At 58.4% G+C, this 24,440-nt stretch carries 19 protein-coding genes; 5 read left to right on the plus strand and 14 right to left on the minus strand.

Annotation, left to right across the window (positions count from 1 at the left end; all coding sequences use genetic code 11):
* Nucleotides 1-14 precede the first annotated feature (14 nt).
* The 4 genes from purH to htpX all read right to left on the minus strand — a co-directional run bounded on the left by purH (nucleotide 15) and on the right by htpX (nucleotide 5,849).
* Nucleotides 15-1,631 carry a bifunctional phosphoribosylaminoimidazolecarboxamide formyltransferase/IMP cyclohydrolase gene (gene purH, locus WGT02_RS00905; protein WP_024313230.1) on the minus strand — a complete coding sequence of 539 codons (1,617 nt, stop codon included), beginning with the start codon at nucleotides 1,629-1,631 and terminating at the stop codon, nucleotides 15-17.
* 95 nt (nucleotides 1,632-1,726) lie between these two features.
* Nucleotides 1,727-3,391, minus strand: a complete 1,665-nt coding sequence (locus WGT02_RS00910; protein ID WP_208249419.1) for a heparinase II/III family protein — start codon at nucleotides 3,389-3,391, stop codon at nucleotides 1,727-1,729.
* Between the two features lie 110 nt (nucleotides 3,392-3,501).
* A complete protein-coding gene (locus WGT02_RS00915) occupies nucleotides 3,502-4,896 on the minus strand; it encodes an RsmB/NOP family class I SAM-dependent RNA methyltransferase (protein ID WP_024313228.1) in 1,395 nt (464 codons plus the stop codon).
* Nucleotides 4,887-5,849, minus strand: coding sequence for a zinc metalloprotease HtpX (gene htpX, locus WGT02_RS00920; RefSeq protein ID WP_208249418.1), 963 nt, complete (start codon nucleotides 5,847-5,849; stop codon nucleotides 4,887-4,889). The genes WGT02_RS00915 and htpX overlap by 10 nt, the downstream gene beginning before the upstream one ends.
* Nucleotides 5,850-5,972: 123 nt before the next feature.
* On the opposite strand from htpX, the gene WGT02_RS00925 reads away from it, so the two are divergent.
* Nucleotides 5,973-6,197, plus strand: a complete 225-nt coding sequence (locus tag WGT02_RS00925; RefSeq protein ID WP_208249416.1) for a DUF1674 domain-containing protein — start codon at nucleotides 5,973-5,975, stop codon at nucleotides 6,195-6,197.
* A gap of 496 nt (nucleotides 6,198-6,693) precedes the next feature.
* On the opposite strand, the gene acs is transcribed toward WGT02_RS00925, so the two are convergent.
* Nucleotides 6,694-8,649, minus strand: coding sequence for an acetate--CoA ligase (gene acs / locus WGT02_RS00930; RefSeq protein ID WP_024313225.1), 1,956 nt, complete (start codon nucleotides 8,647-8,649; stop codon nucleotides 6,694-6,696).
* A 228-nt stretch (nucleotides 8,650-8,877) separates the two neighbouring features.
* Here acs and WGT02_RS00935 point away from each other — a divergent pair, with 228 nt between their 5' ends.
* The gene (locus tag WGT02_RS00935; protein ID WP_024313224.1) at nucleotides 8,878-9,576 is read left to right on the plus strand and encodes a DUF1013 domain-containing protein; all 699 of its coding nucleotides are present in this window, start codon (nucleotides 8,878-8,880) and stop codon (nucleotides 9,574-9,576) included.
* A 57-nt stretch (nucleotides 9,577-9,633) separates the two neighbouring features.
* Here WGT02_RS00935 and WGT02_RS00940 read toward each other — a convergent pair whose 3' ends face one another.
* Nucleotides 9,634-11,544 (minus strand): propionyl-CoA synthetase, encoded by a 1,911-nt coding sequence (locus tag WGT02_RS00940; RefSeq protein WP_208249415.1) that lies wholly within the window; start codon nucleotides 11,542-11,544, stop codon nucleotides 9,634-9,636.
* A gap of 83 nt (nucleotides 11,545-11,627) precedes the next feature.
* A complete protein-coding gene (locus WGT02_RS00945; protein WP_208249413.1) occupies nucleotides 11,628-12,287 on the minus strand; it encodes a YggS family pyridoxal phosphate-dependent enzyme in 660 nt (219 codons plus the stop codon).
* A 199-nt stretch (nucleotides 12,288-12,486) separates the two neighbouring features.
* On the opposite strand from WGT02_RS00945, the gene leuS reads away from it, so the two are divergent.
* From leuS to holA, 3 genes are read left to right on the plus strand one after another with little or no spacing between them, the layout of a single operon-like run.
* A complete protein-coding gene (gene leuS, locus WGT02_RS00950) occupies nucleotides 12,487-15,117 on the plus strand; it encodes a leucine--tRNA ligase (RefSeq protein WP_208249411.1) in 2,631 nt (876 codons plus the stop codon).
* Entirely contained in the window at nucleotides 15,107-15,628 is a 522-nt protein-coding gene (gene lptE, locus WGT02_RS00955) for an LPS assembly lipoprotein LptE (protein WP_208249409.1), read from the plus strand. Before leuS ends, lptE begins: the two co-directional genes overlap by 11 nt.
* 11 nt (nucleotides 15,629-15,639) lie before the next feature.
* Nucleotides 15,640-16,674, plus strand: coding sequence for a DNA polymerase III subunit delta (gene holA, locus WGT02_RS00960; protein WP_208249407.1), 1,035 nt, complete (start codon nucleotides 15,640-15,642; stop codon nucleotides 16,672-16,674).
* Between the two features lie 8 nt (nucleotides 16,675-16,682).
* On the opposite strand, the gene WGT02_RS00965 is transcribed toward holA, so the two are convergent.
* From WGT02_RS00965 to hemJ, 7 genes are all read right to left on the minus strand, one after another.
* Nucleotides 16,683-17,567 (minus strand): ParB/RepB/Spo0J family partition protein, encoded by an 885-nt coding sequence (locus tag WGT02_RS00965; protein WP_024313218.1) that lies wholly within the window; start codon nucleotides 17,565-17,567, stop codon nucleotides 16,683-16,685.
* A gap of 27 nt (nucleotides 17,568-17,594) precedes the next feature.
* Nucleotides 17,595-18,389, minus strand: coding sequence for a ParA family protein (locus WGT02_RS00970; RefSeq protein WP_024313217.1), 795 nt, complete (start codon nucleotides 18,387-18,389; stop codon nucleotides 17,595-17,597).
* A gap of 17 nt (nucleotides 18,390-18,406) precedes the next feature.
* Nucleotides 18,407-19,024 (minus strand): 16S rRNA (guanine(527)-N(7))-methyltransferase RsmG, encoded by a 618-nt coding sequence (rsmG, locus tag WGT02_RS00975; protein ID WP_024313216.1) that lies wholly within the window; start codon nucleotides 19,022-19,024, stop codon nucleotides 18,407-18,409.
* A gap of 32 nt (nucleotides 19,025-19,056) precedes the next feature.
* Nucleotides 19,057-20,931, minus strand: a complete 1,875-nt coding sequence (gene mnmG, locus WGT02_RS00980; protein ID WP_208249406.1) for a tRNA uridine-5-carboxymethylaminomethyl(34) synthesis enzyme MnmG — start codon at nucleotides 20,929-20,931, stop codon at nucleotides 19,057-19,059.
* Between the two features lie 105 nt (nucleotides 20,932-21,036).
* A complete protein-coding gene (gene mnmE, locus WGT02_RS00985; protein ID WP_208249405.1) occupies nucleotides 21,037-22,350 on the minus strand; it encodes a tRNA uridine-5-carboxymethylaminomethyl(34) synthesis GTPase MnmE in 1,314 nt (437 codons plus the stop codon).
* Nucleotides 22,351-22,446: 96 nt separating this feature from the next.
* Entirely contained in the window at nucleotides 22,447-23,712 is a 1,266-nt protein-coding gene (gene rho, locus WGT02_RS00990) for a transcription termination factor Rho (protein ID WP_024313213.1), read from the minus strand.
* A 190-nt stretch (nucleotides 23,713-23,902) separates the two neighbouring features.
* Nucleotides 23,903-24,439 (minus strand): protoporphyrinogen oxidase HemJ, encoded by a 537-nt coding sequence (gene hemJ, locus WGT02_RS00995; protein ID WP_024313212.1) that lies wholly within the window; start codon nucleotides 24,437-24,439, stop codon nucleotides 23,903-23,905.
* Nucleotide 24,440: the final 1 nt, after the last annotated feature.

Genomic DNA, 24,440 nt, shown 5'->3' on the forward strand with positions numbered 1-24,440 from the left:
GGCAGGGCTACCGCTCAGTGGCGGAAGTGCCGCATTCCGGTAAAGACCATCGCGACATTGTGCTCATTGGCAGCGTCGATCACTTCCTGGTCGCGCATCGACCCGCCGGGCTGGATGACCGCCGTCGCACCAGCCGCAATCATTGACAGCAAACCATCGGCGAAGGGCAGGAATGCCTCCGAGGCAACGGCCGAACCGCGCGTCAGCGGCTCTGCGAGGCCAAGGGCCCTCGCCGCTTCCTCGGCTTTCAAGCCGGCGATGCGCGCAGAATCCACCCGGCTCATCTGGCCTGCCCCAATGCCAGCCGTCTGCCCGTCCTTCGCATAGACCACGGCGTTCGACTTGACATGCTTGGCCACTTTGAAGGCAAACGTCATGTCTTCGAGTTCCTGCTGTGTCGGTGCCCGCTTGGTGACCACCTTCAGCTCCAGGTCCTCGACCATGCCATTGTCGCGGCTCTGCACGAGCAAGCCGCCGGAGACGGTTTTCGCCGTGAGGCCGGCAAGCCGCGGATCCGGGAGGCCACCTGCCGTAAGCAGGCGGAGGTTTGCCTTGCGCGCGACGATGGCCTTTGCCTCCTCAGTCACATCGGGCGCGATGATGACCTCGGTAAAGAGCTTGATGATCTCTTCCGCCGTTTCCGCGTCAAGCGTCCGGTTAAGGGCGATTATGCCGCCGAAGGCAGAGACGGAATCGCAGGCAAGCGCGCGCTTGTACGCCTCAAGCAGGCCCGAAGCCGTCGCCACGCCGCAGGGGTTTGCATGCTTGATGATCGCGCAGGCCGCGGTTTTCTCCGGCAGGAACTCTGCGACAAGCTCGTAAGCCGCATCAGTGTCGTTGATGTTGTTGTAGGAGAGCTGCTTGCCCTGAAGCAGTGACGCCGTGGCAACGCCGGCTCGGCGCTCGCCCGTAACATAGAATGCCGCCTTCTGGTGCGGATTCTCGCCGTAGCGCATCTCTTCCTTGAGGACGCCGCCAACGACGCGGTGTCTCGGCGTGTCGATCGACAGCGCCTCGGCAAACCAGTTGGAGATCATTGCGTCATAGGCCGCGGTGCGAGCGAAGGCCCTGGCAGCCATCTGCTGGCGGAACCCATACACGGTCTGGCCGCCACCGGAAGTGAGCTGCTCGAGCAGTTCGGGATAGTCCGCTGGGTCAGTGAGGATGGTGACATAGGCGTGGTTCTTGGCCGACGCGCGGATCATCGCCGGACCGCCGATATCGATATTCTCGACGGTCGTCGGGTAGTCACCGCCGGCGGCACGGACGTCCTCGAACGGATAAAGATTGATGACGACGAGATCGATACCCTCGATGCCGTGCGCCTTCATCGCCGCTTGGTGTTCCGCATCATCGCGGATGGCAAGCAGGCCGCCGTGCACTTTCGGATGCAACGTCTTGACGCGACCGTCCATGATCTCAGGAAAACCTGTGACGTCGGAGACATCGGTCACCGCAAGTCCGGCCGCTGCAATTGCCTTATGAGTGCCCCCGGTCGACAGGAGGCGAACACCCTTATCGGCAAGTGCGCGCGCGAGCTCGACGATACCGGTCTTATCAGATACCGAAAGCAATGCGGTCCTGACGTCGACTTTGTCGGGTGCGGGGATTTTCTTGGAAACAACGGCCATGAGGCTTCTCCATTTGGTCTTCAGGAGATATCCGGCGAGGGATAAGAAGATGATGGCGCCGCGTTAGCACAGCTTTGCGTCCGCGAAAACAGTCACTAGCTCTTGCGTGATAAAAACCAGCGTATTTCCGGCCGGTCAGGGTAGGAGAAGGCGATCTCCATCAGATCGGATCCGCAGATACCCGAGGCGTCCGCGAAGAAGACGTCCTCGCCGATCAACACCTCGTTGCCGGGCGACGAGAACAGCCAGGTTTCGCCATCGGGTGCCGTCATCATCACCGACTCTTTGTCGAGCGGCTTCAGGTTGATCGAGGGGTGGGCATGGAAACGCGCCACGGCACGCACGGCGTCATCGACCTTGCCTTCCGGCGCGACAAGCCGATCACAGCCGGTAACGATCAATCCCGTGGCGTTCAGGGTCAGCTCTCGCTCATGCAGAACGCCAAAGGCGTTGAGGTAGCCGTCGTGGCTCGCCTTGATCACGTCGCGTCCATCATCTGCGAGCGCGCGATCGACACTCACAGTCTTCACGCCATCGGTGATCACATTCGCGATGAAGTCGGACGGTGCAAAACGGCTGGACGACGTGTCATTAACCGTCACGGTGCTATGCGCAGCAGTCGTTCGAGCAATCTGAACGTAACGCCGGCCGGCAAATTTCGGCGATCCCGAATTGACGATAAAGCGGTGACGCCCGGAGGACATCTCAAACGACAGGCAACCCACATGCGCCGTGCGGGACAAATTTCCAGCAGGCGGCAAACCGGTATCAGCAATGACCACTGTTCTTCCCGCGGCCAGCCGCTGATAGCGCGAATGGGGCATCGCCTTGAAGGGATCGCCCGCGGTCTCGTCATAGCGCAGCAACGACATCAGTTCCGTCGCGAGAGTCGACGTCGCGCCATTGAAAAGCGCGAGATCGCCATCCTGATGCCTGAAGAAGCGCAGAGCCGGATACATCCGATCGATACCGGAGATCAGCTTCTGCGGCAGGTCATGGCCCAGATTGACGTAAGTTTGCCTCAGCGGAAGGAGATCGAGGAGCAGCTCCAACCCGGTTCGCGGATTGCGCGAGACATGGCCTCCGTCAGGCAGAATCTGGCTGTCGAACTCGTGGTCCAATGCTTCAGCCGCGCGTCGGAGCGCACCTGCGCGTGTCGGCATTGCAATGGAGGCCATCGCGAGGGCAATCCGCAACCGGAAGCGAACCTCTCCGGGCGGTGCGTACTTTGCAATTCGCCGTAGAAAGCGGACTTGAAAGGCGAGTGACCGCAAGAAGCGGCGATAGAAGCCGCGATCGGCATTGTGAAGAACAACGGGAGAATGCGAGAGCCAGGCAATCACGCGCTGCGCTGTAACATCGATCTCCCAGGCAATACCTTCGATGCGGCCGCCATGCAGCGATAGCCAGTTGTTGACGATGGAGCGGGCAACGCTCGAGTGAAGGTCACTCTTCTTGGTCCGCATGTGGCGAAGCCAGCCGAAGCTGTGAAGTCGTAGCGCGAAGGATCGGGACGGAAGGCTGAAATTGAAAGGCGACTTGCCGCCTGTTTCGAGAAGGCGTCCGGCAAGCGGGAAGCGGCCGTTCAAAATCTCTTCGGCCACATGCGGATCAACCGCACGCAGGTCGGTGGGGGCGACGATTAAGCGCTCCGGAGCGTGAATCGTATGGCGGAAGAGACGCAGCCGCAGGATTGCTCCGCGGCACAGGGTGCGCCGCCAAGCCTCTCCCACGTAAAGAGTCGAGAACCCGGACCACATATCTATCGTCTATTGACCCGCGTCGTTAAGAATAAGTGAATAAGCCCGGAATCAGTGACACTTACGTATCAAATTATGACAGGTGCTCAACTATGCCAGTTGCCTTTCAATCAGGCAACACGGCGCATGACGACGGCGTAGAAGCCATCGAGACCACCCGCAAAACCGGAGGGAACGTCCAGCATGTCAGGTGTCGTGCGGAATTCGCCGAGGGGACTGATAGCAGACTCGAGCCCCGGCCAACGCTTGGCATCAATTGCAACTCGCTCGACCATCGGTGTATCCGAAAGGACGCGGGCTGCGACCTCTTCTCCCTCGGTGGGATCAAGCGAGCAATTGGAAAAGACGATTGTGCCACCCGGCTTCAGCAAGGTGAGTGCGTGGCGCAGCAGGCGCTCCTGAAGCACTGCAAGTTTCGCTATGTCTGCCGGTCCCTTGGCCCAGAGCACATCCGGATGCCGGCGCGTCGTCCCCGTCGATGAGCAGGGCGCATCCAGTAGTATCGCGTCAAAAAGCTCCGCTGGCTCGTACTTCGTCAGGTCGCTAGCGACCGTTTCGGCACTCAGTCCTAGCCGATCGAGATTGGCTCGCAAACGCTTGATACGGTTTTCGGATTGCTCGACCGCCGTGACGTCGCCGCCAGCGAACACCAGTTGGGCCGTCTTTCCGCCAGGGGCCGCACATAGATCGGCAACGCGTTTCCCTGTCAGGTCACCAAAGAGTTGAGCGGGGATACTGGCGGCTGCGTCCTGAACCCACCATGCGCCCTCCGCAAATCCCTCGAGGGAGGGAATACCGCCCTCGAAGGCGGCCAGCCGCACACCACCGGTCGGCAGCGCAAAACCACCCAAACGTTCCGCCCAGCTTTGCGCATCGGCCTTGACAGTGAGATCGATCGCTGCCGGCTCGAGTTGCGCTTCAGAAATCGACTGTGCCTTCTCCTTGCCGTAGGCTTTTTCGAGCCTTTGAAGAAACCATTCCGGCATCACCGGAATGTTGCTGATCTCGGCGAGGACCTCCTCTTTCTCGCGGCCAAGACGGCGTAGGACAGCGTTTACCAACTTGGCAAAGCGACGATTGCGCGGGTCTTGATTTGATTGCTCGACCGCGAGATCGACCGCGGCATGATCCGGCACATCGAGGTAGAGGATCTGCGCCGCGGCAACCGCGAGAACATGATGCAATGCCCGCGCGCCTTCGGGAAGCGGCGATTCAAGCAGGCGGGAAATCGCGGCATCTATGCGTGGCAAATGCCGCAACGTCGCATTGAGAATGGCGCGCACCAGTGCGCGGTCACCCTCGTTGAGAGCCTTGTAAGCCGGATTGCCATGCTCATTGTCCAGCGCGCCGTCAAGCGCGAGCTTCCGGTCAACGACCGCTGCCAGGATCTTGGCCGCAGCGGCACGAACCTGCAATCCAGGTTTTACCGGCCCAAGGACAGGCCCCGCGCTGGAAGGCTTTGGCTTACGAAATGGCTTCTTCTTGCCGTCTGAATTCAAGACCACGGACCTTTCGGCGGTTGGGAACCACCGCGATCAAGACCGGTATCCGGAACCGAACGCGATTTGCGCATCGGATTATCAGCGCGAGCCGGCGGCGTCGAGACATTCATCCCGCTGCGTGCCATTTCCTGCAGCGCCGCAATCCGGTTTTCCGTGTTCGGGTGTGTGGAGAACAGGTTATCCATGCCGGCGCCGGTCAGCGGATTGACGATGAACATATGGGCGGTTGCCGGGTTGCGCTCGGCATCGTAGTTCGGCACATGCGACGCGCTCCGCGCGATCTTGCCAAGTGCCGAAGCAAGCCAAAGCGGATTGCCGCAAATCTCCGCGCCACGGCGATCGGCCGAGTATTCGCGCGTCCGGCTGATGGCCATCTGAACGATCATCGCGGCAAGCGGCGCGACAATCATCGCCAGCAACACTCCTATGAAACCGAGCGGATTGTTGTTGTTTTCCCGGTTGCCACTGAAAAAGAACGCAAAATTGCCCAGCATGGAGATCGCGCCGGCGAGCGTCGCCGTGATGGTCATCGTCAAGGTATCGCGGTTTTGCACGTGGGCGAGCTCATGCGCCATGACGCCGGCGACCTCTTCCGGTGTCTGCGCGCTCAATAAGCCGGTGGAGGCAGCAACGGCAGCGTTCTCAGGATTGCGACCCGTCGCGAAAGCGTTTGGTTGCGCGCTGTCGTAAAGATAGACCTTCGGCATGGGGAGGCCGGCACTACGCGCCAGATCCCTTATGATTGCGAAGAACTCCGGCGCATTGCGCTCGTCTATCTCCTGCGCGTGATAGGCCGAAAGCACCATGCGGTCGGAATTCCAGTAGGAAAAGAAGTTCATGCCAGCGGCGATCACGAACGCAATCATCATGCCGCCGCGCCCGCCAATCAGAAAGCCGACGGCCATGAACAAAGCGGTCATGAAGGCGAGCAACATGGCTGTACGGACGAGGTTCATCGCTATCTCCAAAATACCCCTAAGCAGACCGCACAAGGCAACAGGGTTTCAATTGCGGCGCCGGCGCACTATGATTTGGTCATTCACCAGCCATTTTCAATGTTTTTCGGGCGGAATCGCGGGATGCAGGCAGCGGATAATGATAACAACGAAACCCTGGCGACTGAAGCCGCCGAGGCTCCCCACAAGTTGCTCTCGCCGGCTGCCAAGCGCGCGCTTGCCGAGGCTGAAGAGCGTCGCCGAAACGAGAAGCCGGTAGAAATGCCGCCGGAGACAGGTGGCCGCGGCGGTGCAGATCCTTCCCGCTTCGGGGACTGGGAAATCAACGGCAGAGCGATCGATTTCTAAGTAAATATTCCTATTCGCGGTCCTTATTGGTCGGAATTTATACCCTTCATGGGAAGGATTGCTCCCTTGTCGCATTGGCCTTTATTGTGATTCCGGTCACGTCTGGGGCGCGAGACGAAATTGAAGGGCCTGTGTCGGCCGCGACCCTGAGGGCGATCGGTGGCGACACGCTGCTGGACGAAGCGACCTAGGCCGCAGCAACGTGCGGATTCGCGGCATCGACGCGCCGAAGATGCACTCCAGATGCGCCGAAATAAGGCGCGCGGGGATCGATGCTCGCCACGCACTGGAAACCGTGACATCCAGATCACCCGAGATCCGGCTTACGCAAGAATTTCGGCCGTATGCTTGGCAAATGTCACCCTTTCGGATGGCAGGAATCCGGCTCAGGATCTCTGAGAGGAAGGGATCGTAAAGCTCAACAACGGCGGCCGAAAGCCGCGAGAAATCTGTCCCGAAGAGAATGCCGCCCCGATCGCTCGGAGCGGCCCTTTGTTTAGGCTGTCGCCTTGTTCTGGCGGTTGGCAATCAGGTCGTCGACAACAGCCGGATCGGCAAGCGTCGAAGTATCGCCCAGAGAGCCGAAGTCGTCCTCGGCGATCTTCCGCAGGATACGGCGCATGATCTTGCCCGAACGGGTCTTCGGAAGCCCCGGCGCGAACTGTATCTTGTCAGGAGCGGCGATTGGGCCGATTTCGCTGCGAACGTGCTTGACCAGTTGCTGGCGCAAATCGTCCGAACCTTCATTGCCGGCCATGAGGGTGACGTAGCAATAGATGCCCTGGCCCTTGATCGGGTGAGGATAGCCGACGACAGCCGCTTCCGAGACAAGATTGTGCGAAACGAGTGCCGATTCGACCTCGGCGGTGCCCAGGCGGTGACCCGACACGTTCAGCACGTCATCAACGCGACCGGTGATCCAGTAGTAGCCGTCCTCATCCCGTCGGCAGCCATCGCCAGTAAAATACTTGCCTTTGTAGGTCGAGAAGTAGGTCTGGATGAAGCGCTCGTGGTCGCCATAGACAGTACGCATCTGCCCCGGCCAGCTGTCGGTAATGCAGAGGTTCCCGTCGGCGGCACCCTCCAGCACCTTGCCTTCATTGTCGACGAGCTGCGGCTTGACGCCGAAGAATGGGAATGTCGCCGAGCCTGGCTTCAAGTCGGTCGCGCCTGGCAGCGGTGTAATCATGTGGCCGCCGGTTTCCGTCTGCCACCACGTATCGATCACCGGGCAGCGCTTGTCGCCAACCACATTGTAGTACCATTCCCAGGCTTCTGGGTTGATCGGCTCGCCAACCGTTCCGAGTAGGCGCAGGCTTGAGCGCGACGAGCGCGTAACGAAATGGTCGCCGGCGCCCATCAGCGAGCGAATCGCCGTCGGCGCAGTGTAGAAGATATTGACCTTGTGCTTGTCGATGACCTCCCAGAATCGGCCCTGATCGGGAAAATTCGGCACGCCTTCGAACATCAGCGTCGTCGCACAGTTCGCAAGCGGACCGTAGACGATGTAGGAATGTCCGGTCACCCAGCCTACGTCGGCGGTGCACCAGTAGATATCACCGGGGTGGTAGTCGAACACATATTCATGGGTCATTGCCGCATAGACGAGGTAGCCACCCGTCGTATGCAAGACACCTTTTGGCTTTCCGGTGGAGCCGGAGGTGTAGAGGATGAACAGCGGATCCTCCGCCTTCATCTTCACCGCTGGGCACTCCGGCTTAACCGTAGCGGTTTCCTGATGGTACCAGAGGTCGCGGCCCGGCGCCCAGCCGGTCTTGCCGCCCGTGCGGCGTACCACAAGAACCTTGTCGACGATGACATGCTGCCGAGCGGCGATATGAATTGCCGTATCGGTATTGTCTTTCAGCGGCACCGGCTTGCCACCACGCACCCCTTCATCGCAGGTGATCACGAAAGTGGATTCGCAATCAACGATACGGCCGGCCAGTGCTTCCGGCGAGAAACCGCCGAACACGACTGAATGGACCGCCCCAATGCGGGCGCATGCGAGCATCGCATAGGCCGCCTCAGGAATCATCGGCATATAGATGGTGACGCGATCACCCTTCTTGACGCCATGCTTCTTCATGACGTTCGCCATGCGGCAAACATGCTCATAGAGCTCGTTGTAGGTGATCTTCTTGTCGACGTAGGGATTGTCGCCCTCGAAGATGATAGCCACCTGATTGCCGTTGGTCTTCAGGTGCCGGTCAATACAGTTGTACGAAACGTTCGTCTGCCCGTCCTCGAACCACTTGATCGAGACCCGACCGGTGAAAGACGTGTTCTTGACCTTCGTGTAGGGCTTGAACCAGTCGATCCGCTTGCCATGCTTGCCCCAGAACTTGTCGGGGTTCTCGACGCTTTCCTCGTACCATTGCTCGTACTTGGCCTTATCGATAAGCGCATGGTTCTTCACCGGCTTTTGCACCGGGTAGATCTTTTCGGTCATGGAATTCCTCCTCACTCGGACACCGGGCGACCAAAAAGCGAAGCAGCCCGGACTGGCTGTGGGCATTCATAGCAGGTCACATTTGCCCGGCAATTAGACAAAGGTCATTTCATTCGTGATCAATTGCAATTCTGCGTCACTGCGGTTATATAGCGCCATATTTCCCGGACATAGTGGTGACAATCCACGGACCGCGACACCGGCGCGGACGACAGAAGGACTATATCCATGGCTCAACAATTGCTCATGCCGAAGGCGACTGCCATCTGGCTCGTCGACAACACAGCCCTGTCTTTCGACCAGATCGCTCAGTTCTGCAGACTGCATCCGCTCGAAGTGAAGGCAATTGCCGACGGCGAAGCCGCGCAGGGCATCAAAGGTCTCGATCCGATTGCGACCGGTCAGCTTTCGCGCGACGAAATCGCCCGCGCTGAAAAAAACCCGGCGCACAAGCTGAAGCTCTCCGAGCCCAAGGTTCGCGTACCCGAATCCAAGCGCCGCGGCCCGCGCTACACGCCGGTTTCCAAGCGCCAGGATCGTCCGAACGCCATTCTCTGGCTGGTGCGCAATCATCCGGAACTGAAGGATGCTCAGATTTCTCGCCTGGTTGGCACCACGAAGTCGACGATCGAGCAGATTCGCGAACGCACTCACTGGAACTCTGCGAATCTCGCGCCGATGGACCCGGTAACACTCGGTCTTTGCAGCCAGATCGACCTCGACATGGAAGTCGAGAAGGCGGCGAAGGGCCGTCCGCTGCCGACCGCCGCCGAGCTTGGTGCAACCCTGCAGTCGGCGCACGAGACAGAGCGCCTGACGCCGCATGAGCGGGAAGAGGAGAAGGAAATCGATGCCGATGCCGTCTTCGCAAAGCTCAAGTCTCTGAAATCTTCTCCGAAAGACGAGGACGAAGACGATCAGTATTGATCCTCTTTGATGATCGACACACAAGGCCCTGCGTAAGCGGGGCCTTTTCTTTTGCGCCTACATCGGTAGGGAACCGAACCCACGCTTGCGTAGCGCTTCGGCTATCTCCTCGAGAATAGTGGGATCGTCGATCGTCGCTGGCATTTTCCACGGCACGCCGTCGGCGATCTTCTGGATCGTGCCGCGCAATATCTTGCCGGAGCGGGTCTTCGGAAGGCGGTCGACGATTATTGCGGTCTTGAATGCGGCGACCGGGCCGATCGCGTCGCGGATCAGCGTCACGACTTCCGATTCGATCGCCGATGTTTCCCGTGAAACATTTTTCTTCAGGACGAGAAAGCCACAAGGTACCTGGCCCTTCAGCGGATCAACAATTCCGACAACCGCGCATTCGGCAACATCTGGATGCGTAGCGCAAACCTCCTCCATTGCCCCCGTCGACAGTCGATGACCAGCGCAGTTGATGATGTCGTCGGTGCGCGACATGATGAAGAGATAGCCATCTTCGTCGATATAGCCGGCGTCAGCAGTTTTGTAGTAGCCAGGAAACTCTGCCAGATAGGCCGAACGGAAACGCTCATCAGCATTCCACAACGTGGGGAGGCAACCGGGGGGCAGGGGAAGCTTGACAACGATATTCCCAAGCGTCCCCGACGCAACCGAGTGGCCGGCATCATCAAGCACGCGGATAGCATAACCGGGCATGGCCACCGATGGTGAGCCATGCTTCACCGGCAAGACCTCAAGACCGAGCGGGTTCGCCACCATCGGCCATCCGGTTTCCGTTTGCCACCAATGATCGATCACCGGAACGTCTAGCATTCGCTCGGCCCATTTCAGTGTCTCCGGATCCGCACGCTCTCCCGCCAGGAACAGGGCACGGAAATTCGGCATCGCATAGGCCTTGATGTGAATACCATCGCTGTCTTCGCGGCGAATGGCGCGGAAAGCAGTGGGTGCGGTGAAAAGAACGCGGACATCGTGCTCTGAGGCGATGCGCCAGAAGACGCCGGCATCCGGCGTGCCAACCGGCTTTCCCTCAAAAATCACGCTGGTAGCGCCTACTAAAAGCGGTGCATAGACGATGTAGGAATGGCCGACGACCCAACCTATATCGGAAGCTGCCCAGAACACTTCACCTTGCTTGACGCCGAAGATGTTGGCCATTGACCAGGCGAGGGCGACCATGTGACCGCCATTGTCGCGCACGACGCCTTTCGGCTGACCCGTCGTCCCGGATGTGTAGAGAATATAGAGTTCGTCCATTGCACTGACGGGGGTGCATTCAATAGTAACGCCGCGATTTCTCGCAACGGCAGTTTCGAAATCCTCGTCGCGACCATCGATCAGCTCAGCCGCAAGCTGCGGCCTCTGCAACACAAGACAATGGGCAGGCTTCGACTTGGCGATTGAAATCGCCTGATCGACCAGCGGCTTGTATGGAACGACACGTCCCGGTTCGAGCCCGCAACTTGCCGTGAGGATCAGTTTCGCTCCCGAATCGTCGATGCGTGCGGCGAGCTCGTTTGCCGCAAAGCCGCCGAACACCACGGAATGAACCGCGCCGATACGGGCGCAGGCAAGCATTGAAAAGATGGCTTGCGGCACCATTGGCATATAAATGATGACGCGGTCGCCCTTCGCGATCCCACGTTGTCGCAGCGTCGCTGCAATGGCGCTCACTTCGGCAAGGACTTCGCCATAGCTAAATGCAGCCTTCGCACCGCTAACCGGGCTATCGTAGATAAATGCGGTATCGTCGCCGCGGCCGGCCCGGACATGGCGGTCAAGGCAATTGAAGCAGGTGTTGGTTTCGCCCCCAAGGAACCAACGGCCGTATGGGCCATCCTCTGGTGAGAAAGTCCGCTCCGGTTGTTTGAACCAGCTGATTTCCGCCGCCGCCTCGCGCCAGAATGCCTCTGGATCGCTTTTCCATCTGGCATAGGTCTGGCGATAGTTTCCGTGCATTTTCTCCTCCCCAGAACATCCAACTTGTCCTTATCAATCTAGGAAAGCTAGGCCTGGAGAGGAAGCCCGACGAAAGCAGCGTATCAGCGGGCGCCGAAGATCGCAGAGCCTACGCGAACGCTGGTTGCCCCGAAAGCGATGGCCGTTTCATAATCCCCGGACATTCCCATCGACAGTTTCTCGACGCCGCAAACCTTTGCGAGCTTGGCAAGCAACGCGAAATGTGGGCCGGGATTTTCCTCTGCCGGCGGGATGCACATCAATCCCTCGATGGCGAGGCCGAGTTCGTCGCGACAGAAAGCGACAAACACCGCGACGTCATTCGGCGCGATGCCGGCCTTCTGCGGCTCAAGCCCCGTATTGACCTGGACATAGAGGCGAGGATCCTTCGTTTGACGCCTCATCTCGTCCGCCAGCACACGGGCGATCTTCTCTCGATCGATGGTTTCAATGACATCAAATAGCGCGACTGCCTCTGCCGCCTTGTTTGACTGCAGTGGGCCGATGAGATGAAGTTCGATGCCAGGCGTTTCGGATTTCAGTTCGGGCCATTTTAGCTGGCTTTCCTGAACCCTGTTTTCGCCAAAGATCCGTTGGCCGGCCCGAAGCGCTGCACCGATTGCGTCTGCGTCGAATGTCTTTGAGACGGCGACAAGCTGAACCGAACCCGCCGATCGCCCGCCCTGCTGCTCGGCTGCAGCGATACGCGAGCGCACATCGTTCAATCGCTCTTCAAGTTCCATCACTCGCCTCGACATGACCGCATGAGAAGATTGCAATGCACTAAACGCCCGGGCTGTGCTTGCCAAGGCCCACACGTCTGAAATCGTGGCCAGTAGACCGCGATCGGACGCTTGCTGTGCCCGTAAAACTTGACGCTACGGTGGTTTCATGGTGAAGGTCACCACCAACTTCCCCTGATTTTTCGGAAATACGAATACCATGGCTACCGAACGTTATAACCCGCGCGATGCTGAACCTCGCTGGCAGCAGAAATGGAACGAGGCGAAGGTCTTCGAGACCGATAACAGCGATCCGCGCGACAAGTATTACGTCCTCGAAATGTTTCCGTATCCATCCGGTCGCATCCACATGGGCCATGTGCGAAACTACGCGATGGGTGACGTCGTCGCCCGCTACAAGCGCGCCCGTGGCTATAACGTGCTGCATCCCATGGGGTGGGACGCCTTTGGCATGCCGGCCGAGAATGCAGCAATGGAGCGCGGTGTACATCCGGCTTCCTGGACCTACCAGAATATCGCGTCGATGAAGTCCCAGTTGAAGGCGATGGGCCTCTCACTGGATTGGAGCCGCGAGTTTGCGACCTGCGATGTCACCTACTACCAGCACCAACAGCATCTTTTCCTGGATTTCCTCGAGAAGGGGCTCGTCTACCGCAAGCAGTCGAAGGTGAACTGGGATCCGGTCGACAATACGGTGCTGGCCAACGAACAGGTTATCGACGGACGTGGCTGGCGTTCGGGCGCACTCGTCGAGCAACGCGAATTGACGCAGTGGTTCTTCAAGATCACCGACTTCAGCCAGGACTTGCTCGAGGCGTTGGACACCCTTGACCAGTGGCCTGAGAAGGTCCGACTGATGCAGAAGAACTGGATCGGCCGCTCCGAAGGCATGATGCTGCGCTGGGAGATTGTTGAAGAGGCAGCTCCGGCCGGGGAAACCGAAATTACGGTCTATACGACGCGCCCGGACACGCTGTTTGGCGCCTCGTTCCTGGCGATCGCAGCCGACCATCCGCTGGCGAAGGATGCCGCGGCGAACAATCCGACCATCGATGCTTTCTGCGAAGAATGCCGTCGTGCCGGCACGTCGCTCGCGGCGCTGGAAACCGCGGAGAAGAAAGGCATCGAGACCGGCATACGGGTAAAGCATCCGCTTGATCCTTCGTGGGAACTGCCTGTCTACATCGCGAACTTCGTCCTTATGGACTACGGGACTGGCGCGATTTTTGGCTGCCCGTCAGGCGATCAGCGCGACCTCGATTTCGCACGCAAGTACGGTCTGCCCGTCGTTCCGGTTGTCATGCCGGCAGATGGCGACGCTGCGACGTTCAGCGTTGGCGATGTTGCCTATGACGGCGACGGCGTGATGATCAACTCGCGCTTCCTCGACGGCAAGACCACCAGCGAGGCATTCGAGCTTGTCGCGGACCTGCTGTCATCGATGCCGCTTGGCAATGCTCCCCAGGGCGAGCGCCAGGTTAACTTCCGCTTGCGTGATTGGGGCATCTCGCGCCAGCGCTACTGGGGCTGCCCGATACCGGTGATCCACTGCGATGACTGCGGCGTCGTTCCAGTCCCGAAGAAGGACCTGCCGGTGAAGCTGCCGGAGGACGTAACCTTCGATCAGCCCGGCAATCCGCTCGATCGTCATCCGACATGGCGGCATGTTGCCTGTCCGCAATGCGGCAAGGAGGCACGACGTGAAACCGATACGATGGACACTTTTGTCGATTCGAGCTGGTACTTCACGCGCTTTACGGCGCCGTGGGAGGATAAGCCGACCGATCCGAGCGCTGCCAATCGGTGGCTGCCGGTCGATCAGTACATCGGCGGCATTGAGCACGCGATCCTGCATCTGCTCTATTCCCGCTTTTTCACCCGGGCGATGCGCGAAACAGGCCATGTCGACGCGACGGAGCCCTTCAAAGGTCTCTTCACGCAGGGGATGGTTGTTCACGAGACGTACAGCCGCGGCTCTGGAATGAGCCGGGAATGGGTCGCGCCGGCAGACATTCGGATCGAGGAACTGGATGGAAAACGCCGCGCCTATCTCCTGTCCGATGACGAAGAAGTCGCCATCGGATCGATCGAGAAGATGTCGAAGTCGAAGAAGAATGTCGTCGATCCGGACGATATCATCGCATCTTACGGCGCAGACACTGCCCGCTTCTTCGTGCTTTCGGATTCACCGCCGGAACGTGACGTCATCTGGTCGGAAGCGGGAGTCGAGGGCGCGCACCGGTTTACGCAGCGGCTGTGGCGCTTGATTGCCGAGGCGGCGGATACCCTCAAGGATGTCACGCCGATGCCGGCTAAGAACGGCGAGGCTCAGGCTATTTCGCAGGTTGCGCACAAGACGCTGAAAGCCGTCCAGAATGACTATGACCGCCTATGGTTCAACAAGGCTGTCGCGCGGATTTATGAACTCGTCAATGCACTCGCCTCGCCGCTGACCACGGTTGCCGCGGGCGAGGGCGATCTGGCGTATCGCGCTGCCGTGCGTGACGCTGCAGAAATCCTTATCCAAATGGTCGCGCCGATGACGCCGCATTTGGCGGAGGAGTGCTGGACAGCGCTGGGCAACAGCGCATTGCTGGCGCGGACGGACTGGCCGCACTATGACGAGGCCCTAGTGGTTGAAAACGATGTGGTTTTGCCGGTTCAGATCAACGGCAAGAAGCGCGCCGAATTGACAATTTCCCGCGACGCAGATCAGAATGCTGTTACCCAGGCTGTACTCGCATTGGATGACGTCAGGAAGCTTCTGAACGGTCAGACGCCGAAGAAGATCATCGTGGTTCCGCAAAGGATTGTGAACATTGTCGTTTGATATCGCTTTTAAGCTGGTGCGCGGCGCTGGCATTGCCGCAATCCTTGCATCCACGGCTTTTTTCGCATCCTGCCAGGTTCGCCCTCTCTATTCCGAAAGCTCGGGCGTCGCGGGTAAACTCGCTTCCGTGGGCTTCTCGGAGGCGACTTCTCGGGTTGGGCAGGAGGTCCGCAATCGGCTGATCTTCATCGCTTCGCGCGGCGCTGGCGAGCCCGCGAACCCGGAGTACGAGGTCGAGTTTAGCGCTCGCTCGAATGTCATCAGCACTCTTCTTGTGCCGTCGTCTGACGAATCACTGGCCGGCCGCGCGACCGTCAGCGTTGACTACACTCTGAAGTCGACGAAGGATGGCCATGTCATCAAAGCCGGCAATCGCTACGCCACAGCCCTGCTTGACTTCCCGGCCCAGGAGTTTGCCAAGCAGCGTGCGATCCGGGACGCAGAAAACCGCGCCGCGCGGCAGGCTGCCGAGTTCGTCGGTGCCGATATTGCGGCTGCGCTCGGCCGCTAAGGAAGGGATGCGTGGCAGAAATCAAATCGCACGAATTTGAAGGCTTCCTCGAACGATCCGCCCGCAACTACCGACTATTCGTCGTCTACGGACCGGATCGCGGCCTTGTTTCCGAGCGCGCGTCCTTGCTTGCCGCCAAGACAGGCGTTTCGCTTGACGATCCCTTTTCCCTGATAAAGCTCGACATTGCAGATTTGCAGCGGGATCAAGGGCGTCTTTTGGACGAGGCCGGCGCGATCGGCCTTTTTGGTGGGGACAAGCTTATCTGGATCCGGGGCGCGTCAAACGAAAAATATCTCGTCGATTCCCTGCAGGCTCTTTCAGCGAGCATGCCGGAGGCCACCTTCATTGTCATCGAAGCTGGAGACCTCAAGAAGGGTTCGCTGCTACGCAAGGGAGCCGAAACAGCGCGCAACATCGTGGCAATACCCTGCTATGCGGACGATACCCGCGCACTCAACAGCCTGATAGATAACGAACTCTCCAGCGCTGGCCTTGGCATTACACCCACGGCGCGCCAAGCCTTACTGGAACTTATCGGTGGGGATCGTATTGCCTCTCGCAACGAGTTGCGGAAGCTCGCGCTCTATTGCCGCGGTAAATCGACGATCGAAGAGCACCATGTTACGGACATTATAGGCGACGCCAGCGCGATCTCGGTCGACGACGCCGTCGATGCCATACTAAGCGGCAATCCCGGCAGCTTCTTGCACGCGATGCACAAGATCATATCGTCGAAGACTGCTGTGTTTCTCGTCATTCAGGCCTGCCTGAAGCAATTTCAGCTCCTTGAGGCCATGAAGACGGAGATGGAAGAAAAACGGTTGCCGGCCGCACAGGTCATGCAGACACTGGGTCGTCATCTGCATTTTCGACGAAAGCCGATCATTGAGCAAGCGCTACGCACCTGGTCCGCCGAAGCTGCGGCACGAGAGGCAAATCGTCTGCAGGCCGCAATCCTACAGACCCGCAGGCGCGCATCCCTGGAAGATAGCATCGCACTCCAAACACTGCTTTCAACGACGCTGCAATCGGCGCGTCGATAGCAGCGTCCTCAGCGGCGCTCGAGCAGTCGGCAGATTTCTTCCAGTTGTTCCAATGACTTATAGGAAATTTTTATCTGGCCGCCGCTTGCTTTGTGGTTAATCGCCACGTCCAGGCCGAGTGCATCCGACAGCGTACGTTCCAAGGCGAGCGTATCTGAATCCTTCTGATCCTTTTGATGCGCCAGCGTCTTCGGCTCGGACTGAGCCTTGATGTCGTTCTGGGCCAAACGCTCAGCGTCACGCACAGACATGCCCTTTGATACAATGGTGCGAGCGAGGGCGATCGGGTCAGACGTCGGCACCAAGGCGCGGGCATGGCCAGCCGAGAGGCTGCCAGCCGCCAAGAGGTCTCGAACAGGCTCCGGCAACTTCAGAAGACGGAGCGAATTCGCCACATGACTCCGGCTTTTACCGATAATTTCGCCGAGATCGTTCTGTGTGTAGCCATACTCCGCCATGAGCTGCTCGTAGCCCAGCGCCTCTTCAAGCGGGTTAAGATCCGAGCGCTGAACGTTTTCAACAATCGCGATCTCGAGAGCCGTCTTGTCATCGACGTCGCGCACGATGACAGGGATCTCAATGAGGCCGGCGAGCTGCGCTGCCCGCCACCGCCTTTCGCCGGCAATGATCTCGAACTGGCTGCTCGCCATTGTGCGAACCACAACGGGCTGCACGATACCGTGCTGCCGGATGGAACTCGCCAGTTCATGCAATTCGCCGTCGTCGAAGAACCGCCGAGGATTGCGTGGGTTGCGGCTGACGAACTCGATCGGCACCATCCGATCGGCACTGACGCCCGGTCTCGCAGTATCAACCGGCATCGGCTGATCCATCTCGCCAATCAATGCAGCCAAGCCGCGACCAAGTCTTCTCTTCGAGACGTCATCGTTCATGTCTAACTCGCCATTATCTTCTTCAAATCAAGCCGCGAGACGTTGGCGCTCGCGCTGGATAACTTCCGACGCCAACTGCAGATATGCCTGGCTCCCCGCACACTTCAAATCATACAGGATTGCCGGCTTGCCATAGGATGGCGCCTCTGATACGCGAACGTTTCGTGGAATCAACGTGTGGTAGACCTTCTCCCCGAGATGCGTGCGAACATCGTTGACAACCTGCTGCGCCAGATTGTTGCGGGAATCGAACATCGTCAGCACGATGCCTTGGATATCGAGGCGAGGGTTGACGGTGCGCCTAACTTGATCGACGGTCTCTAGAAGCTGGCTCAGACCCTCCAACGCAAAAAACTCGCACTGCAATGGCACAAGCACGGAATGTGCCGCGGCCATAGCGTTCATGGTGAGGAGATTAAAGGAAGGCGGGCAGTCAACGAGGATATAAGAGAAGCGGAAAGCCTCTTCCCTAGCGAGCGCCTTCTTCAGCTTGAATACGCGATCGTTCTGGGTCGCAATCTCCATCTCGATCCCCAGCAGGTCCATTGTCGACGGCACAATGTAAAGGTTTGGAACGGCCGTTTCTTGCGACACCTCGTCGATGCCGTAATCGCCCAGCAAAAGATCATAGGAAGATAGCCGGCGATGTTTACGATCAATCCCCAACCCCGTGCTTGCATTGCCTTGCGGATCAAGGTCAACGATCAAGACCCGTTCGCCGATCGCAGCGAGGGCCGTGGCGAGGTTGATGGCAGTCGTGGTCTTCCCGACGCCGCCCTTCTGATTTGCAATGGTGATTATACGATTTCGTTCGCCAGCCATAGCCAAAGCCCGATCTGTTAAGCCACGCGCTGGAGATTGAAGATTTCCAAGACAACGGAATCCTGCCCAACAGCGCTCTTATGTTCTAACAGATCGAATCCCCAGCCACCATGCGCTTTCTCAATCTCGGCGCGATAATCCCGGCCTTTATGAAAGTAAGCGCGAAGATCTGCATTCCGTAGTGCCCACGGCTCAACATACGCCAAGAGCTTTCCGAGGTCGGCAAGTGCCCGTGCCGAAACGAAATCGCAATTTTCGACGATCGACGGGGCATCCTCAATTCGAACGGCGTGGATAGAACCCCTGCCACCGGTCTCACGAAGAGCTGTTCGCAGGAAGGCCGCTTTCTTGTGATTACTCTCGACTAGATGGACCCATCCATCGCCGAGCTCCGCCAACAGAATGGCTGTCACGACACCCGGAAAGCCGCCGCCACTGCCCAGATCGACCCAGATGAAAGGCGCTGGTTGGAGCTGGAAGATCTGGGCAGAGTCCGCGATGTGCCGGTTCCAGGCGTCATCTAGCGTCGAGGGTGCGGTCAGGTTGACGGCCCTTGCCCATTTTTGAAAGAGGGCCACGAAGTGTTCGAGGCGCTCCTGTGTTTCACGTGAAACACGCCGGCCGTTCAGATGCATGGTAGGACTCTCGCGGGTTGCAATGAGGAACTTCAGGCGGATGTCGCAACGTCCATAGAGCCGCGTCGCAGGTGCACAAGCAGCAGCGAAATGGCAGCAGGCGTCATCCCATCAATCTTGGTCGCCTGCGCAAGGTTGTAGGGGCGGACGCTGCGCAACTTCTGCTTTAGCTCGTTAGATAGGCCAGAAAGCACGGCAAAATCGAAGTCGGCCGGTATCAGGCGATCCTCATCTCGTTTCACATGAGCGACATCCGCAGATTGCCGCTGCATGTAAACGGCATAACTCGCTTCGATCTCCAAGGCTTCAGCCACGCGGTTACCAATCTCTGCCAGCGCCGGCCAAATCTGTTTAAGATGCTCCAGGTTATAATCCGGATAGGACAGGAGATCGTAAGCCGAGCGTCGTTGGCCGTCCCGGTTCAGCTTGAGACCAAAGCGGCCTGCTTCGCTTGGCGTCACAGAGAGCGCCGTTAGTTTGGCGCGACTCGCATCCAGCGCATCGCAATATGCCTGAAAGCGATCCCGCCGGTCTGCAGAGGCCGTGCCTATCTGAATTGCCAGAGGCGTCAGACGGATATCCGCATTGTCCGCTCTTAGCGACAACCGGTACTCGGCACGAGATGTAAACATACGGTACGGCTCCGCCACACCACGAGACGTCAGATCATCGATCATCACCCCGATATAGGAATCGGTCCTGCTGAAGCGCACTTCGTCCTGGCCGCCAGCCAAACGCGCCGCATTGATTCCTGCGACAAGACCCTGTGCCGCCGCCTCCTCGTAGCCGGTGGTCCCATTTATCTGGCCAGCCAGGAACAGGCCCGGCATTTTTTTAACTTCAAGGGATGGTTTCAATTCGCGCGGATCCACATGATCGTATTCGATTGCATAGCCGGGCTGCAGAATCCGAACACGTTCGAGACCGGGAATCGTACGAATGAATGCATTCTGTATCTCAGCGGGCAGGGACGTGGAGATGCCGTTCGGATAGACTGTGTCATCGTCGAGGCCTTCCGGCTCAAGAAACACCTGATGTCCATCGCGCTCGCCAAACTTGACGAGTTTGTCCTCGATTGATGGGCAATAACGCGGTCCAACCCCTTCGATCTGCCCTGAGTACATTGCCGAGCGTTTCAGGTTCTCGACGATGATACGATGGGTTGCCTCGGTCGTGCGCGTGACGCCGCATTCGATCTGAGGGTTTGAGATATGATCAGTCATGAATGAGAAAGGGACGGGCTCTTCATCAGCGCCCTGCCGGCCGACACTTTCCCAATCAATGCTCGTTCCATCCAGCCGCGCCGGCGTACCGGTCTTCAAACGTCCGAGACGAAGACCCAAACTCAAGAGTGTCTGAGAAAGACCAACGGATGGCGCCTCGCCAACGCGACCAGCCGGTATCTTCTGATCGCCGATATGAATAAGCCCTCGTAGGAAAGTGCCGGTTGTCAGGACGACCGATGTGCAGGAGAGAATCTGGCTATCTTTCATGACAACAGCCGCAACCCGACCATCCCTTATGGATAGATCGCAGGCATCCCCCTCGAGCACGGTGAGATTCCCGATGCTCTCAACTTCCGCGAGCATCGCCTGTCGATAAAGCTTTCGATCAGCCTGCGTGCGCGGGCCGCGAACAGCTGGTCCCTTCTTCCTATTCAGCATCCGGAATTGAATACCGGCAGCGTCGGCAACCCGACCCATGAGCCCATCCATGGCATCGATCTCTCGAACGAGGTGGCCCTTACCAAGTCCGCCAATCGCTGGATTGCACGACATGATTCCAATGGTATCGCGCCGATGGGTCACCAACGCCGTCTTAGCGCCAAGGCGCGCTGCGCCGGCAGCGGCTTCGCATCCCGCATGCCCGCCACCGATGACGATGACATCGAACCGTGAGGTGTTCATATTCAAGCTCCTGAGATCGTCAGGTGATGAGCGATGTCATCGGGCGAGTCAAGGCGTTTCACGTGAAACCAAGCGCCAGGGTGCGATTTGGATGTTTCACGTGAATCATTTTCCGATACAGAATTCCCCAAAGATTACATCAAGCAGGTTCTCGACATCAACGCGTCCTGTCACGCGTCCTAAGGCCTCGCCGGCCGCGCGGAGATCCTCTGCCCGCAGATCCAGGCCTCGATTTGGAGCACACAAGGACGCCCGCAGAGCCATCAATGACTTCGTCAGCGAATCCCTATGGCGCGCGCGGCTCGGAATCGCCATCGAGTGCGGATGCACTTTTGCCTTGAGACGCTGCACGATCAAGGCTCGAAGCATATCGAGGCCGGTCCCATCTGCGGTCGAGATCACGAGGTCATAGTCTCGCACACTTCGACGAGGCAGATCACATTTCGTGCCCACTAACACTGCGCCATTGAGGTTCTCGGCGATTGCGGTATCTACCGAAAGGTCCTCGATATAGATCAACAAGTCCGCTTCCGCGATCGTTCTCTCTGCGCGCCGAATCCCCTCGCGTTCGACGATTTCGTCCGTATCGCGAAGGCCTGCGGTATCGTAGAGCTTCACAAGGTAGCCGTCCACGTTCAGATCTACCTGCAGCACATCTCTTGTTGTACCAGCGATATCAGTGACGATCGCTACGTCACGCTTCGCCAGGGCATTCATGAGGCTGGATTTGCCGGCGTTCGGCCTTCCTGCGATGACGATCTTGAATCCATCGCGGATGATCTCGCCGGCCTGCAGTTGCTCGAGATGGCTCGCCATCTCCTCTATCAATCGCGCCACGTCCGTCCAAACTTGGTCGGATACAGAGCCTGGTACATCTTCCTCATCTGGAAAATCCAGCTCGGCCTCGATCAGCGCTCGGGCACGCGTCAGTCGCTCGGACCAGCCATAATAGATCGACGAAAGGCCACCGGAGCTCTGCTCGACAGCAAGACGTCGCTGCATCTCCGTTTCGGCCGCGATGAGATCCGCCAAGCCCTCGATCTCGATCAGATCCAGCTTCCCATTATCAAAGGCTCGCCGTGAGAATTCTCCTGGCGTTGCCGGCCGCAGGTTTTGGAATTCAGCGAGTTCGCGGTGCAAGGCATCAACAACCGCGCGGCCGCCATGAAGGTGCAGTTCCGCTACATTTTCGCCGGTGAAGGAATGCGGTGCCGGGAAGAACAGGACGAGACCGGTGTCGATGACGAGACCGTTACGAGTCCGAATCGATCGCAATGCTGCCTGTCGCGGCCGGGGTAACTCACCGACGAGAGAGGCAAGAACTGCCGGGGTATCCTCTCCACTGATGCGAACCACGGCGAGCCCGGCGGGAACGGCGCCACTCGACAGCGCAAATATTGTTTCCTTGTTGGTCAGCATCTTCCTTCTCCAGTTCAAGGCTGAAGAGAACATCTGTTACAAACGACAAAGCCGGCCACGCTGTGACCGGCTTGATCTAGAGAATCCGGCTAAGCACTACGTATTCATCGAGTCGAAGAAATCTGGGTTGTTCTTCGTCTGCTTCAGCTTGTCGATTAGGAATTCTATCGCGTCGGTCGTTCCCATCGGAGCCAAGATGCGGCGCAACACGAAGATCTTCTGCAGATCCTGACGCGGCACCAGCAGATCTTCCTTACGTGTACCGGACTTCAGGATATCCATTGCCGGGAAAATGCGTTTGTCGGCAACCTTGCGGTCGAGAACGATTTCAGAGTTACCGGTTCCCTTGAACTCTTCAAAGATCACTTCGTCCATGCGGCTGCCGGTATCGATAAGAGCGGTCGCGATGATCGTCAGCGAGCCACCTTCCTCGATATTACGCGCAGCGCCGAAAAAGCGCTTCGGTCGCTGCAGGGCGTTTGCGTCGACACCACCCGTGAGAACCTTGCCAGAGGAGGGGACGACAGTGTTGTAGGCGCGGCCCAAACGCGTGATCGAATCGAGCAGGATGACAACGTCGCGGCCGTGCTCCACAAGACGCTTTGCCTTCTCGATGACCATTTCAGCCACCTGGACGTGGCGCACAGCAGGTTCGTCGAACGTCGACGAAATGACTTCGCCGCGGACCGAACGCTGCATATCTGTGACTTCCTCGGGACGTTCGTCGATGAGGAGTACGATGAGATAGCACTCGGGGTGATTCGCAGTGATCGAATGCGCGATGTTCTGGAGCAGAACAGTCTTACCCGTGCGCGGCGGTGCGACGATCAGTCCACGCTGGCCTTTGCCGAGCGGCGCGACGAGATCGATGACGCGCGGCGAAAGATCCTTGGACGTTGGGAGATCCAACTCCATCCTGAAGCGATCGTTCGGATAAAGTGGCGTCAGATTGTCGAAGTGCACCTTGTGACGAATCTTCTCGGGATCGTCGAAATTGATCGTATTGACTTTCAGGAGCGCGAAATAGCGTTCGCCTTCCTTCGGCCCGCGAATTGGACCCTCGACAGTGTCGCCGGTCTTCAGCGAGAAACGGCGGATCTGGGAAGGCGAGATATAGATATCGTCTGGGCCCGGAAGATAGTTGGCATTGGCCGAGCGCAGGAAGCCAAAACCATCCTGAAGCACTTCAACGACGCCTTCGCCGATGATCTCCACATCCTGGCTCGCAAGCACCTTTAGTATGGCAAACATCAATTCCTGTTTGCGCATTGTGCTCGCATTTTCGACCTCGAGCGATTCGGCAAATGCCAGCAGATCCGTCGGGGACTTACTCTTAAGTTCTTGAAGCTTCATTTCAGCCATGAAGTGACCATTACTCTATAATTCTGGGGGGAGGCGATGTCGAGGCTGTAACCGGTCCTGCGAAGAGATCGCAGACGATCGAACTTTACATACATGCCACAAGGATGAGGTGGAGCGAAAATAGCGAGTAAGGATCACCGCCGCAAGGGGGCTGCTTAAAATGAAGCAAATTTAACCGAACAACGTTTTCTCAGAAGGGCTTGACCACCACCAGAATGACAATCGCGACCATCAACAGGGTTGGCGCCTCGTTCATGAAACGCCAGTAGCGCGCCGGCCTGCGGTTCTCATCACGCTCGAACGCTCGCGCCGCGCGGGAAAAAAAGACGTGCACGGCCGTCAAGAGCACAACGAGACCAATCTTCGCGTGCAGCCAGCCACCCTGAAAGCCATAGACCGACCAAGCGAGATAAAGCCCAAAGATCCAGGTTAGCATCATTGCCGGGTTCATGATCACCTTCAGCAAACGCCGCTCCATGACCTTGAAGGTTTCCGACTGTATGGAACCCGGCTCAGCATCGGTATGATAGATGAAAAGCCGCGGCATGTAGAAAAGACCCGCCATCCACGAAATCACCGCGATGACATGAAGAGCCTTGATCCAGAGGTAGAGATCATCCGGATTCCAGACAAACAGCCCCACGGCCAGAAGCACGACAAACAGGATCGCGAAATGGGCGCGGCGACGCGCATAGGCGCCGGGCTTCTCATCGGTCTGCTTTCCCATG

Source organism: Rhizobium sp. T1470, from assembly GCF_042140505.1.
In the GTDB taxonomy this organism is placed as follows: Bacteria; Pseudomonadota; Alphaproteobacteria; order Rhizobiales; family Rhizobiaceae; genus Rhizobium; species Rhizobium favelukesii.

Coding starts and splice junctions, on each gene's coding strand:
- WGT02_RS00940 (WP_208249415.1), bottom strand. CDS start 11,544: ATGCACGGAAACTATCGCCAGACCTATGCCAGATGGAAAAGCGATCCA.
- acs (WP_024313225.1), bottom strand. CDS start 8,649: ATGACCGAAAAGATCTACCCGGTGCAAAAGCCGGTGAAGAACCATGCG.
- htpX (WP_208249418.1), bottom strand. CDS start 5,849: ATGAACCTCGTCCGTACAGCCATGTTGCTCGCCTTCATGACCGCTTTG.
- WGT02_RS00945 (WP_208249413.1), bottom strand. CDS start 12,287: ATGGAACTTGAAGAGCGATTGAACGATGTGCGCTCGCGTATCGCTGCA.
- hemJ (WP_024313212.1), bottom strand. CDS start 24,439: ATGGGAAAGCAGACCGATGAGAAGCCCGGCGCCTATGCGCGTCGCCGC.
- WGT02_RS00970 (WP_024313217.1), bottom strand. CDS start 18,389: ATGGCTGGCGAACGAAATCGTATAATCACCATTGCAAATCAGAAGGGC.
- mnmG (WP_208249406.1), bottom strand. CDS start 20,931: ATGAACACCTCACGGTTCGATGTCATCGTCATCGGTGGCGGGCATGCG.
- WGT02_RS00935 (WP_024313224.1), top strand. CDS start 8,878: ATGGCTCAACAATTGCTCATGCCGAAGGCGACTGCCATCTGGCTCGTC.
- WGT02_RS00925 (WP_208249416.1), top strand. CDS start 5,973: ATGCAGGCAGCGGATAATGATAACAACGAAACCCTGGCGACTGAAGCC.
- WGT02_RS00965 (WP_024313218.1), bottom strand. CDS start 17,567: ATGAACGATGACGTCTCGAAGAGAAGACTTGGTCGCGGCTTGGCTGCA.
- rho (WP_024313213.1), bottom strand. CDS start 23,712: ATGGCTGAAATGAAGCTTCAAGAACTTAAGAGTAAGTCCCCGACGGAT.
- leuS (WP_208249411.1), top strand. CDS start 12,487: ATGGCTACCGAACGTTATAACCCGCGCGATGCTGAACCTCGCTGGCAG.
- rsmG (WP_024313216.1), bottom strand. CDS start 19,024: ATGCATCTGAACGGCCGGCGTGTTTCACGTGAAACACAGGAGCGCCTC.
- WGT02_RS00910 (WP_208249419.1), bottom strand. CDS start 3,391: ATGTGGTCCGGGTTCTCGACTCTTTACGTGGGAGAGGCTTGGCGGCGC.
- purH (WP_024313230.1), bottom strand. CDS start 1,631: ATGGCCGTTGTTTCCAAGAAAATCCCCGCACCCGACAAAGTCGACGTC.
- mnmE (WP_208249405.1), bottom strand. CDS start 22,350: ATGCTGACCAACAAGGAAACAATATTTGCGCTGTCGAGTGGCGCCGTT.